The organism is Streptomyces sp. NPDC091209 (assembly GCF_044757755.1).
GTDB lineage: Bacteria > Actinomycetota > Actinomycetes > Streptomycetales > Streptomycetaceae > Streptomyces.
In genome coordinates, this window is sequence record NZ_JBIVVR010000002.1 from 279,603 (window position 1) to 292,066 (window position 12,464).

General features: G+C 72.8%; 8 protein-coding genes. 3 read left to right on the forward strand and 5 right to left on the reverse strand.

Annotation, left to right across the window (positions count from 1 at the left end):
• From ACIQRL_RS08225 to ACIQRL_RS08240, 4 genes are all read right to left on the reverse strand, one after another.
• Nucleotides 1-2,112, reverse strand: a complete 2,112-nt coding sequence (locus ACIQRL_RS08225; protein ID WP_401328694.1) for an AAA family ATPase — start codon at nucleotides 2,110-2,112, stop codon at nucleotides 1-3.
• Nucleotides 2,109-2,816: a DUF4255 domain-containing protein gene (locus tag ACIQRL_RS08230; protein WP_401328696.1), complete on the reverse strand. Its 708-nt coding sequence runs from the start codon at nucleotides 2,814-2,816 to the stop codon at nucleotides 2,109-2,111. Before ACIQRL_RS08230 ends, ACIQRL_RS08225 begins: the two co-directional genes overlap by 4 nt.
• Complete coding sequence (locus ACIQRL_RS08235; protein WP_401328699.1) at nucleotides 2,813-6,013, reverse strand: hypothetical protein; 3,201 nt, start codon at nucleotides 6,011-6,013, stop codon at nucleotides 2,813-2,815. Before ACIQRL_RS08235 ends, ACIQRL_RS08230 begins: the two co-directional genes overlap by 4 nt.
• A gap of 192 nt (nucleotides 6,014-6,205) precedes the next feature.
• Complete coding sequence (locus ACIQRL_RS08240; RefSeq protein WP_401328701.1) at nucleotides 6,206-6,928, reverse strand: LuxR C-terminal-related transcriptional regulator; 723 nt, start codon at nucleotides 6,926-6,928, stop codon at nucleotides 6,206-6,208.
• A gap of 220 nt (nucleotides 6,929-7,148) precedes the next feature.
• On the opposite strand from ACIQRL_RS08240, the gene ACIQRL_RS08245 reads away from it, so the two are divergent.
• The 3 genes from ACIQRL_RS08245 to ACIQRL_RS08255 all read left to right on the forward strand — a co-directional run bounded on the left by ACIQRL_RS08245 (nucleotide 7,149) and on the right by ACIQRL_RS08255 (nucleotide 10,793).
• A complete protein-coding gene (locus ACIQRL_RS08245) occupies nucleotides 7,149-8,486 on the forward strand; it encodes a hydrolytic protein (protein ID WP_401328703.1) in 1,338 nt (445 codons plus the stop codon).
• A gap of 475 nt (nucleotides 8,487-8,961) precedes the next feature.
• Nucleotides 8,962-9,201: a DUF2283 domain-containing protein gene (locus ACIQRL_RS08250; RefSeq protein WP_401328705.1), complete on the forward strand. Its 240-nt coding sequence runs from the start codon at nucleotides 8,962-8,964 to the stop codon at nucleotides 9,199-9,201.
• Nucleotides 9,202-9,848: 647 nt separating this feature from the next.
• Nucleotides 9,849-10,793 carry a hypothetical protein gene (locus tag ACIQRL_RS08255; protein ID WP_401328708.1) on the forward strand — a complete coding sequence of 315 codons (945 nt, stop codon included), beginning with the start codon at nucleotides 9,849-9,851 and terminating at the stop codon, nucleotides 10,791-10,793.
• 201 nt (nucleotides 10,794-10,994) lie between these two features.
• Here the strand turns inward: ACIQRL_RS08255 and ACIQRL_RS08260 are convergent, their stop codons facing one another.
• Complete coding sequence (locus ACIQRL_RS08260; protein WP_401328711.1) at nucleotides 10,995-12,278, reverse strand: helix-turn-helix domain-containing protein; 1,284 nt, start codon at nucleotides 12,276-12,278, stop codon at nucleotides 10,995-10,997.
• Nucleotides 12,279-12,464 lie beyond the last annotated feature (186 nt).

The following is a 12,464-nucleotide window of genomic DNA, read 5'->3' on the forward strand; positions in this document are numbered from 1 at the left end:
TCAGGCGCCGGTGGCCTCCGCGAGGTACGGCCCGAACTCGCTCTCCAGGACCAGCCGTCCGAGCTTGCGGTACTCCTGGGCGATCGCGGTGACCGTCTGCCGCATGGTGAGCGGCTCGCCGGACTCGGCCGCGAGGTAGGCCGCGGTCACCGCGCAGGCGCGGATGGAGCCGCCGGCGAGTTCGAAGCGGTCCGCGCAGAAGGCGAGGTCCAGGTCGCCGGCCCGGGGCAGCCGCTCGCCCAGGCAGCGTTCCCACAGGGCGAGGCGCTGGCCGGGGTCGGGCACCGGGAAGTCCGCCACCACGTCGATGCGGCGGGTGAACGCCTCGTCCAGGTTGGCCCGCAGGTTGGTGGTCAGCACCGCGATGCCGTCGAACGACTCCATGCGCTGGAGCAGGTACGCCGACTCGATGTTGGCGTGCCGGTCGTGCGCGTCCTTCACCTCCGAGCGCTTGCCGAAGATCGCGTCGGCCTCGTCGAAGAGCAGCACCGCGTTGACCGCCGACGCCTCGGTGAAGATCCGCTCCAGGTTCTTCTCGGTCTCCCCGATGTACTTGTCCACAACTGTGGACAGGTCCACCACGTACAGGTCCATGCCCAGGTCCGCCGCGACGACCTCGGCGGACATGGTCTTGCCGGTACCCGACTCGCCGGCGAACAGCGCGATGACGCCGCGCCCCCGGCCGCCGCCGGGCCGCATCCCCCACTGCCCGAGCACCTGCTCGCGGTGGCGGGCCCGCAGCGCGAGTTCGCGCAGCCGCCGGTGGGTGGTCGGCGGCAGCACCAGATCGTTCCAGCCGACGCCCGGCTCCACCCGGCGGGCGAGCCGGTCGAGCCCCGCGCCGTTCTGGGCCCGTACGGCGGTGCGCAGGTCGTCGGCGCGGACCGGGCGGCCCGCGAGGGCGGCCGTACGCGTCGCCACGTCGGCGGCGCGGCGCAACTGCCCGGAGTCCAGGCGGTGCGCGGCGACGGCCTCGGCGAGCGCTTCTACGTCGCCGGTCGCACAGCCGTCACCCGCGGCATGGTCGAGGGCGTGCCGCCACCGCTCGGCCTGCCGTTCGGGCGACGGCGCCGGCACGTCCAGGACGACGGGGGTGTCGGCCGCCCACAGCGGGTCCCAGGTGCCGGTGCCGTGCGTGAACAGGGGAATCCCGCGCAGCGCCGCGCACAGCGCCCCCAACGTCCGGGCTCGTTCGCCCGGTTCCGCGGGCAGCGACTCCAGCGGGCCGAGAACGACCCCGGCACCGGTCAGACGGGCTTCGAGGGCGGCGATCCGGGCGAGCTCCGGTACGTCGCCGGGGCGCCGGGCGAGGGCCACCGCGTCGAGGACGAGCGGGCGCAGCCCGGCCGCGTGCAAGGCGGCGGTGGCCAGCCCCTCGGCGTCGCCGCCCCGGCTGCGCAGATGGACGAGGCCCATGCCGGTCCCGGCCGCGGCCGCCGTCCGGTGGACCTCCGCCGCCTCGGCGGTCGGGTCCTCGCGGGCCTCGCCGAGCACCCCGGCGAGCCGGGCGTCGGGCCGCGCGCTGCCCAGCAGGTGCGCGGTGACCCGGTCGGGGACGGCCAACACCCGTGACAGCGGCGGCCGTTCCGGCTCGGTGACCTCCAGCAGACCGCTCGCGACGAGCGGCGCCCCGGGGGCGAGCCGGAACCGGGCGGCTGCCGCGCCGGCGAGCCCGCACAGCTCCAGGGCGAGCCCGACCGTGGGCCGACGGCGCGTCAGGTCGTCGTTGAGATAGCCGTAGAGCCGCTCGAACCGGGCGTCCAGGTCGGGCGCCACCGCGACCAGCAGCAGGTCCAGCTCCAGCGGGGACAGCCCGAACCGCCGGGCGAGGCCGTCGAGAACGGACCCGGCCGGCGGGCGCCACGGCTCCTGGGCGGGTACGTCGAGACCACCCGGCTCGTCCAGGATGCGAGCCACCGCCTCGGGGCTGAGGTACTGCCCCCGATACGGGTCGTCGGGATCGGGATCGCCGGCACGACGGACGGCCACGGCGTGCCGCACCCGCTCCTCGACCGCGCGAAGCCGCGCCCACAGGTGGTCCGCGTCGGCGGCTACGGGTTCGGTGACGGATACGGGTTCGGTGACGGATACGGGTTCGGCGGTGTGGGTCACGGCTGACGGTCTCCCCGGTGGCGCCGCCTGGCCGGGGCGGGGCCCCGCTCACGCGGGCCGGCGAAGCCGTCCGCGCCCGGGTCCGTCGTCTCCCTGTAGCGCAGCCGACGTCCCGGCGCCGCTTCGCCGTCCTCTCCGCGGGCGGCGGAGCGCACGACGAGCCCTTCGGTGACCGGCGGCGCGACGGCCGTGCTCACCCCGGCGAGCGGCGCCCGTACCCGTACCCCGAGCGACACCTTCAGCTCTCCGCCGAGCGCCGACCACACATCGGAGGCGGCCGGCGCGTCGAGCCCGGCCCCTCCGGCGTCCAGGCTCACGGTCAGGCCGAGTTCGGCGAGCGTGCCGGTGAGCAGCCGCGCGGGCAGCGTGTCGGTGGCCACCAGCGTGGCGAGCACCTGCGAGAGCAGCCGGTGCTCGTCCTGCGGGCGGCTCGCCCACGCCGTGACCAGGTACGTCAGCTCGAACCAGCGGGGCGGGGTGCGCCGCGCCACCAGGTGCCCGTCCGCGTCGTACACCTCCCCGGCGCCGCTGCCGCGCCGGACGGCGTCCTCGCGGATGTCGTACAGGAAGACGCAGACCGTCGGGGCGCTGCGGCGCGCCGCCCAGTCCCGGGTGGGGGCGTCGAACACCACGTCGATGCCCGACGCCTGCAGGCCCGACTCGCCGAGCAGCCGGCGCAACCCCTCGTCGACCTCGTGGATCACCGGCGGGTCACCTCGTCGGGCGGCTGCACGCTGCCGCTGACCACCAGGAAGTCGGTCTTCACCGGTGAGAACCCGGGGCCCTTGGCGGTGATGGTGCGCGGTCCGGTCTGGTCCTTGGCGAGGATGAGCAACTGGCCGATGAAGGTGCCGTCCGACTTCGGCACGGTCGGCGCCGCCGCCGCGGTGATCCCCGGATTCCAGGTGAACCGCACCGGCACTCCCGGCGGGAAGTCCTTGCCGCGCACCGAGGTGACGAAGCCGGGCCTGCCGATCGCCGGCACCGCGACGATGCGGGGCTGGAGGATGCGCAGCCGCTGCCGGGCGGTGTTGTCGTTCTTGTCGGCGTCCGTCCCGGTGGTGGTGAGGACTCCGGTGACACGGCCGGTCAGCGCCTTGTCGGGGCTGAGCACGACGCGTACGACCGTGCTCGCGCCCGGCGTCAGGTCCGGCAGCGCGCACACCCAGGAGCGGTCGCAGCCCTCCGGCGGGCCGCTGTTCGGGATGCCCTTGGGCAGGCCGATGCGCAGCCGCAGCCCGGTCGCCAGCGCGTTGCGGCCGTTGCGCACGGTGTACGTCACCACGACACGGCCGCCGACATAGCCGGGGTTGGGCCGGGCCGAAACACTCACCCCGGGCCCGGCGTCGGGCTCGGGCGCCTTGGGGGGCACGGTGGGTGTCGGAGTCGGAGTCCGCGTCGGAGTGGGCGTCGGGGTCGGGGTGGGCGTCGGGGGCGGCGTGGCCTCGCGCACCGGCACCACGGTCCGGCCGGCGTTGTCGCTGGGTTCCGGGTCCAGGACCGTACCGCTGACCGACCAGTCGACCGGCTGGTCGCCGGCGGTGACCCCGGTGAGGGTGACGGTCACCGGGACGGTGCCGCCCGGCTCCACCACGCCGACGTTGCACTGGAGCGAGGCGGCGTCACAGGTGTGCCCGGGCCAGGTCACCTTCGTGACCTGCACACCGGCGGGCGGGGCGATGGTGAGCGTGGTGCCGGGGGAGGCGGCGGGTCCGTTGTTCACCACGCCGACCTGGACCGTGGTGGAGTCGCCGACCGTGACCTCCGGGGCGGTGCCGGGCGCCTGGACCGCGAGGTCCACGGACTGCTGGACGCTGGGTTCCTTCTGCCGGCCCGCGAGCTCGGTCGTGAGCTTCGTGAGCTTGCCGGACGCGATGTCCAGGAGCTTGAGCTTCTCGGGGGTGTTGACCGGACGACTGGGGCGGGCGCTGATCACCAGCCCCTTGCCGTCGGCCGTCCAGGCGGCGTCCCGGGGCTGGAACGGGCCGGTGTTCTCCGGCAGTTCCCGGCCGCAGGCGCCGGGCAGGTCACGGGCGGCGGTGGGCAGCAGCACCTGGCAGCCGGCGCCCGTCAGCGACGTCAGGAGGATGCCGTTCTGCTCGTCGATCCGGCCGGCGCCGTTCTTGCGGTTGAAGGCGATACGCAGACCGTCCGGGGAGAACGCCGGGCTGTCGTCGATGACCTCGCAGTCACCCGGGCAGATCTTGGCGCTCAGGTCGTCCTGCCGGGACAGGTCGTTCACGGGCACGGTCCAGATGTGCTTGTTGCCGCCGCCCCCGTTGATCTCGAAGTTGCGGGTGAAGGCCAGGGTGGTGCCGTCGGAGGACCAGGTGGGCTGGGCGTCCTGGCCCTGGAGCTGTCCGGCCGGCGGGGTGACCTTGCCGGTGATCGCCCCGGTGGTCGCGTCCGCGATGAGGATGCTGCTGGGACCCGCGGCCTCACCGACGCCGCCCGGCGAAGTCCGGGTGAAGGCGAGGTACTTGCCGTCCGGGGAGAACGTCGGGTCGGTGTCCCAGTCCGTCGCGGCGCGGTCCTTGAGCGGCATGGGCGCCGCGTTGGAACCGTCGGCGTCCACCATCCAGATCCGCTCGATCCGCCGGCCGTCGGCGTCGGTCTCGAAACGGGTGACGACGATCCGGCGTCCGTCCGGCGTGTAGTTCTGCCGCTCGGTCCACGGGTCGAACCCGGACGCCGGCCGGAACAGCGGGTCCTTGGCGGGATCGGTGTTGGTGTCGGCCGCCGGGTCCTCGTTCAGGATCGTCAGCCCCAGGTCACGGGGGTCGGCCCCGTCCGCCCGGATGTCCTGCAGCGTCACCACGTGGGCGCCGGGGTGGTTCTTGTCAGGGGCTGCCGCCGAGGTGCGCTCCACCACCACGCCGCCGCCGTCGAGCGGGCCGAGCCAGGTGGGCGAGAGGACCTCCCGGTCCTCGTTGAGCACCAGCGCGGGTTCCTGGTCGGAGTGCGCGAGCGAACCGAACACATGGTCGTAGTCGCCCTCGCACGTACAGGTGGTCTCGGGGCTCAGGAACACCACCCCGTCCCCGTCGGGCTTCCACGCCGCCCCGTGGGCACGCCAGGTCGCGTACGCACCCCCGAACAGCGGCTCGTCGCCGGTCCCGGCCGCGTTCGCCACCCGCAGCCGGGGCACGCTCTTCCCGTCGACGGTGGTCGTGGCGGTGTACGCGATCCAGTCCCGGTTCTCGTCGTCGTTCACCGGGTTCCAGGCCGGCTCGGACGCCGTGCCGTTCGCGGGACCCGTGATCCGGGTGGGGGTGCCGCCCGCCAGCGGCCGTACGTAGATCTGCCGTCCCACCGACACGTCGCCGTCACTGGAGTACGCCAGCTGCTTCCCGTCGGGGGAGACCGTCGGGCCCTCCTCGTCGGCGGGCGTGTCGGTGAGCCGCGTCAGACGACCTGTGCCGTCGGTGCGTACGAGCCACAGGTCGCGCTGCGTCCCGCCGTCCGGACCCCCGGACCCGGCCGCGTCGAACACCACGGACTGCCCGTCCGGTGTCAGCCGGGGGTGCGCCGCGTCCATGCCGAAGGTGAGACGTCGTACGGAACCGTCGGCGGCTCGCAGGTAGATCTGCGGGGTCTTCTCGTCGCGCCGGCTCGCGAAGACCATCTGGTCACCGAGGGCGGACGGCTGGACGTCGTAGTGGGCCGGGCCCGTACCGAACAGCGGGGTGCTGGAGGTGGTGGTGGCGACCGTGCCGAGGCTGCGGTGCCCGGTACCGGCGTAGGCGACCCGGGTGCCGGTGGTGTCGGCAGCCGCCTGCGGCCGGGGTTGGGCGCTGCCCTGTCCGGAGGCCGCCGTCACCGCGAGCAGCGGGATCAGCAGCAGCAACGACGCCCCGAGTCTCCCCGGGCGGTACCGCCCACCGGGGCCGGCGGTGCGCATCACGGTCCACCTCGCAGTCTGGTGCAGCATCTGGACGTACCCCTGCCACTGTGCGACGGCCGCACGCGACGCGGCAGGGCGGCGGGGCCGTACCCGGGGGAAGCGCGGGGTGCGCTTTCGGGCAGTGCGGTGGGCCCCCGGGCAGTGCCGGGGTGCCCGGGCGTCGTCGGACCGGCCCGTCGCGGGCCGTTGTCAGATCAATCCGTTGCGCAGTGCGTAGCCGACCGCGTGGGCCCGGTTGCGCAGTTGCAGCCGGGTGATGATCTCGTGCAGGACGTTCTTGACGGTCCGTTCGGAATACGCGGTCTTGCGGGCGATCTCCGCGGTGTCCAGGCCCTCCGAGACCAGGCGCAGCATGTCCGCCTCTCGGGTGGTCAGCGTGGACAGGGACAGGCCCCGCGGGTCGAGCGCCGAGCGCTGGAGGCTTCCCACGTGGCTGAGCAGTTTGCCGAGCAGGTCGCCGGGCAGCACGCCCTCCCCGTTGGCGATCGCCAGGACCAGGTGGAGGAGCCGGTCCTGGTCGGCCTCGGCGCGCCGCAGCACCGCCGACACGCCGCACTCGATGACGCGTTGCAGTGCGCCGGACCCGAGGGTGCCGACCACGAGGCCCGTACGGCTGCCGGTGTTGTGCCGCAGCCGCTGCAGCAGGGCGGCCACATCGTCGTCGACGTGGTCCACGACCACCAGCGACGCCTGGGCCCGCTCCACGTCGGCGTCGTCGAGCAGGTCGATCTCGGGGCGCTGACGCAACTGCTGGACGACGCCGACGCGCAGGACCGGGTCGGCGGCGTAGACGGCCAGGGTCACCCGGACCGGACGATCGGAGTGGGAGGACTGGTGCGTGGCCCGGTCCTGGGCGGCCACAGGTGCCGTGGCGGCCGGTATGGCCGGGTTGTTCTCGTCCGAACGGAACATGGCCGGGTTACCACCTGATTCATGAGTGCGTGGGGGTGCGGGAACGCGGGAGGCGCGGCGATCGCCGCAGAGGCCGGAAAGCGGAGTGGGCACGACGGCGGGCCACATCAACGACTTACAAGCGTAAGGGAGTTGACTTGGGCCTCAGAGGCATCGCGACTGCCCGCGTGTTGCCCTCGTATCCCTCGTGGCGGCCAGGGCGCGCTCCTACCGTGGTCGCGTGACGCCTTCTGCAGCCTCTTCCGGCCCCGGTGCGCCCAGCCTCGACATCCCGGCCGTGACGGTGGCGCCCGGCAGCACCGCCACGACCAGTCTGACCGTCCGCAACGACAGCGACATCGTCGAGGCGTACAGCCTGGAGGTCGTCGGGGACTGTGCCTCCTGGGCCACCGTGGAACCCCCGCGGGTCTCCCTCTACCCCGGCGCCTCCGAGACGGTGACGATCCGTCTGGAGCCGCCACGCTCCCCGGAGATACGCGCCGGCGAGCTGCCCCTGGGCGTACGGGTCCTGCCGACCGAGCATCCCGACGCGGTGACGGTCCCCGAGACCACCGTGCACATCGAGGAGTTCCACGAGCTGCGGACCGAGCTGGCCCCGCGCCGCCGGCGCGGCTGGCTGCGCGGCCGCTACCGGCTCGCGGTGCGCAACCAGGGCAACACCCCGGTCCAGGTGGGCTTCACCCCCGGCCAGGCGGGCGAGGAGCTGTCGTTCGCCTTCAACCCGGCCGAGCCGAAGCTGGAGCCCGGCGAGTCGGTCGAGGTCGGGCTGCGGGTCCGTACGGGCAAGCCCGTGTGGTTCGGCTCCCCGGTGGTGTGGCCGTTCACCCTGGCCACCGCGGAGACCGGTGACCCGGACGGGACCCGGCCGGACGAGACCGCCGACCGGCCGCCGCTGGACGCGGAGTTCGTCCAGATCCCCATCTTCCCGAAGTGGCTGCTCGCCGTGCTCGCGGCCCTGCTCGCGCTGCTGCTCGCCTGGTTCACACTGGTCCGCCCGGCGGTGCGCAGCGCCGCGAAGGAGGCGGCCAACGAGGTGGTCCAGCCGCGCCCCACGCCCGCGGGAGAACAGGGCGGCAACGGGCAGACACCCGGCAGCGGTTCCGGCGGTGCGAGCGCCTCGCCCGGCGGTCAGGGCAAGGCCAACGGTTCCGGAGCGGGCGGCGACGGCACCTCGACCGGGAACGGCACCGCTGTCGGCGACGGTCAGCAGAGCTCGGCGACCATCGACCTGAAGACCTCCGGCGGGAAGACCGATACCGGCACCTACAAGGTGCCCGAGAAGAGCGTCTTCGGTGTGACGGACATCGTCGTCGCCAACTTCCAGGGTGATGAAGGGGTGATGACGATCAACTTCGGCGACCGCAAGATCACCACGATCGCCCTGGAAACCTTCCGCAACCAGGACTACCACTGGGTCACCCCCATCAAGATCCCCGCGAACAACACCGTGACCATCGAAGTCACCTGCGCGAAGCCGGGCACTCCGGCCACCGGCCGCCAGGCGCAGGGATGTCACGAGGTCCTGAACGTGAGCGGTGTGGTCAGCCGCACCGAGTGAACCGCACCTCAAGCTTCCGATCATTTTTGATTAGTGCCGACTACATCTGTAAAGAGCGGCCATCGATTCTGTCCAGAATCAGATAACGCTGGTCTCAAAAGCGGCATCCAGCCGCAGACGGCACACATACGGCACGCATACGGCAGTCAAACCACCGGCATCATCACGATCACCGGCACCTCCAGTACCACGTACATCCACGCCGGCGACCGCCCGAACACCTCCGCCCTCGGCGCGTCCGAGCTCACCAGCCGTCACCCCGTTTCACGCGGCCCGCATCGCGGAGCTCGCCCTTCGGACGGCAAGGGCCCGCCCCCTCACCGGTCCGCGAGGCTTCAGCGGCAGGCAGCGCCGGGACCTCGGAGCCCTCCCCCTCAGGCAGCCGTCCGGAACAGCACGCCGCTCCCCTGTGGCGCATCCCAGCCGAGGCGTCCAGGGTCAGTTGACGTTCGCGGAGGGTGCTCAGGGTGCCCCCATGGCAGACGTCAGAGTTACCTACGACCGTCAGGCGAACGCGGCGTACCTGTACCTCACCGATCCAGCAACACCCGCCGCGCGCTGCTACCCCCGCGATCCCGTCTCGGTGGACGGAATGATCAACCTCGACTTCGACGATCGCGGGCGCCTCATCGGCATCGAGGTGCCGGCCGCCGACTCGAAGCTGCCCGAGCAATTGCTCGACGCCGCAGAACGACTCGACGTCGAACACCCCTGAGTCGCGACGGCATCAAGCATCAGCCGAGACAAGACACGTCCCGGCAGGCCGTGTCGACTCTCGGTCGGTGGTCACCGGAGTCCGCAGGGGTGAGCACGGCCGGAGTCTGCGTGGGCTGCGGTGTCTCACGTACGGCGGTGGTCCGCGGACGTTCGCGCTTGTCCGCCGCTGTTCGCCTGCGCTGTCACACGGCCAGACCCTCACCCGGGACGGCGACGGGTCGTCTCCGCATCCCAGGACGGCGTCTCAGGCAGTGCGTGTTTGCGCAGGTCAGGGTGGGTGGGATGGTTGCGTCGTCGCGGGTTGGGCGGTGGTGGTTGCGGTGGGTCCTCGGTGTCTTCGAAGCTGTGGGTGTCGCACCGGACGGGGTGGATCGAGACCCCGGTAGCAGCCTGGTGACGACTCCCGCCTTGTGCCTGCGTACCGGGCATCTCTGTGCCCTGGTGCCCGACGTGCGGCGCCCGGCGCCCCGCGACCTCGGGGCGGGGACATCCGGCCGGCTCCCGCCCCCTCGGGCGATCGGGCCGTCATGTCCTCGGATCGGACGCGGACGGGTGGCGGGACGTCAGCGGGCGCGTTCGGCGGGAGAGCCGGCGCGGGCCGGGAGCGACACCCTACGGACCACCAACCAAGAAGGAAGACACGACATGAGCAGGAACACCCACACACCTCGTCGTCCGGGCCGCCGTGCGGTCTTCGCCGCCGGTCTCGTCCTGGCCGTCGGGCTCGGTGTGTCGACGCAGGCGGCGGCGCAGGCCGCCGTCCGCGCCCCCGCCAAGGCATCCGCGAAGGCGTCGGCCGCGCCGCGGTCGGTCAGTGGCTTCAACGGTGACGTGGTGACCCAGGTCGCCGACTTCTACGGCGCGTACATCTACGCGAAGGACGACCCCGCGGGCCCGGACACCGCACTGGCCAAGACGCTGCGCGCCCACTACCTCACGCCCGCCTTCGCCAAGCAGCTGGAGGCCTGGGAGAAGAAGAACAAGGTGGACGGTCTCCTGCGGGCCCAGAACGTCCCGGCACAGTGGACGGTGAGCGAGGGCGCCAACGGCCTCGAGGTCGTCGTCACCCTGACCTACGGCGGCGGGGAGTCGCCGACGACGACGACCGACCTCGTCGTGCAGCAGGAGCCGACCGGCCACATCACCGACATCCGCACCACGAGCATCACCCCGGCGAAGGCATCCACGAAGGCGTCCGCGAAGGCGTCCGCCGCGGTGCGGTCGGTCAGTGGCACGACCGGTGACTCGGTGACCCGAATCGCCGACTTCTACGGCGCGTACGTCGACGCGAAGGACGACCCCGCGGGCCCGGACACCGCACTGGCCAAGACGCTGCGCGCCCACTACCTCACGCCCGCCTTCGCCAAGCAGCTGGAGGCCTGGGAGAAGAAGAACAAGGTGGACGGCGTCCTGCGGGCCCAGAACGTCCCGGTGCAGTGGACGGTGAGCGAGGGCGGCAACAGCCGTGAGATCGTCGTCACCCACACCTTCGGCGGCGGGGAGTCACCGACGGTGACGACCAACCTCGTCGTGGAGCTGGAGCCGGTGTTCGGCGATGTCACCGACATCCGCACCACGAGCGCCCGCTGACGGCGCAGCCACTCCGCCCGGTCCGCTTCCGGCTTCGGCCGGAGGTGGGACCGGCAGCGCTGATGGCCCGCACCGGCCCGAAACCCTGGCGACCGTCTTGTGCCCCTCCCCCGATCCTGGGAGTGGGGCCGGGCCTGTAACTGGGTACAACCCCGCTCCCCCGGTTGTGCTGCCGGGCGGGCCGCGTGACCTGTCGCTTCGTCAGTCGCCGGTTGCGGCCATGTTGGCGGCGGGGATCGGTACCCAGCGGCCGGGGTCGTAGTCGATGCGGTCGTACCGGTAGCCGGGCAGTCCTTTGGTGCTGGTGGTGCGGAAGGGGCGACCGTGGTCGTCGACGCGGACGGTGCCCGTGCGGCCCTGTGAGGACCAGTCGAGGTCGAGGTACCAGTCGCAGGTGCAGGACTCGTTGAGCGCGGAGACCACCAGGACCTCGGGCTCCTGCAGGGACACCCGGTAGGGGAAGTCGATCGCGGGGATCGGCGTGCCCGCCCCGTTGTCCCCGGGCGTCGAACGGGCCAGGGGCTGGTGCGCGTCGAGGTTCACGGAGAAGAAGCGGGGGACGAGGCCGGCGCCGCAGCCGTCGCTCAAGGAGTAGACGACGCCCCGGTCGGCGGCGGGGGTGGCGCGGTTGACCACGCGCACGTGCATGGCCTCCAGGACGACGGCGGCGGCGCCGCGTCCCTGGACCGTGATCCGCACACCGGTGGTGCCCCCGTGCACCGCCCGCTGGGAGGCGGCCCACGCCGCGATGTCCTCCGGGTGCGGGGGTGGCGGGACCTGCCGCGATGGCTTGGCGACGACGTAGTCCTCGCCGCAACCGGTGAGTCCGAGTGTGTGCGAGTTGGCGGTCCAGGTGAGCGGGGCCACCGGTGGGGCCGTGCCGGCGCCTGCCCGGTTCGGCTTGGGGTTGCCGTTGGGTGTGGCCGACGCGGCGGGGGGTCCGGCGGCGGATGCGGTGAGGCCGAGGAGCGCGGCGACGAGCGAGGCCGCCAGTGCCATCGACCGTACGGGGCGTCGTCGGGGGCGCCCGCCGTGAGGCCGCGGCCTGGGCGGTGAGGCCGGCCCGGGGCGCCGGCCGGCCGGTGAGATCGGCCCGGGCGCCTCCACGGCCGGGCCGCTGCCGCTCGCGGAGACGGCCGATGCGGCATCCCTCACGGGGGCGATCGATGCCGCCGCACTCGTGGTGGTGTGGGGCGCTGGTGCCTGCCGGGTGTCGGACGGGCGTGTTCGTCGCCGCGCGGCGGCGGCCATGATCCACCGGCGGTGCAGCTCCATGCGTTCTTCGGGGGAGGCGCCGCAGAGTACGGCGAACCGCTCGACTCCGGCGAAGTCCTGCGGGACCGCTTCTCCGGAGCAGTAGCGGTGCAGGGTGGAGGCGTGCACGTCCAGTCGCCGGGCCAGTGCCGCGTAGCTGCGGTCGGTGCGCTCCTTCAGCCGTGTCAGCAGTAACGCGAACTCCGCTACGTCGTCGTGGATCGAATCCATGCAGTCCGTACTCGTATCCCTTTGTCGGCCCGTGCGGGCCTGTCCCGACGGGGCGCGGCATCCCAGGCGCTCCCCCGTATCTGCACGCCCGTACGCCTGGGATGGTTCCAGGGTCGCGAAGGGTGATCCTTTTCACGACCGGCCCGCAGAACGCTGAACGTCACCGTCCGGCCCGCTCCGTCCTCG

Bases quoted from the DNA above. Each gene is read 5' to 3' on its own strand.
- ACIQRL_RS08255 (WP_401328708.1), top strand. From the start codon at position 9,849: ATGAGCAGGAACACCCACACACCTCGTCGTCCGGGCCGCCGTGCGGTC.
- ACIQRL_RS08250 (WP_401328705.1), top strand. From the start codon at position 8,962: ATGGCAGACGTCAGAGTTACCTACGACCGTCAGGCGAACGCGGCGTAC.
- ACIQRL_RS08260 (WP_401328711.1), bottom strand. From the start codon at position 12,278: ATGGATTCGATCCACGACGACGTAGCGGAGTTCGCGTTACTGCTGACA.
- ACIQRL_RS08240 (WP_401328701.1), bottom strand. From the start codon at position 6,928: ATGTTCCGTTCGGACGAGAACAACCCGGCCATACCGGCCGCCACGGCA.
- ACIQRL_RS08235 (WP_401328699.1), bottom strand. From the start codon at position 6,013: ATGCGCACCGCCGGCCCCGGTGGGCGGTACCGCCCGGGGAGACTCGGG.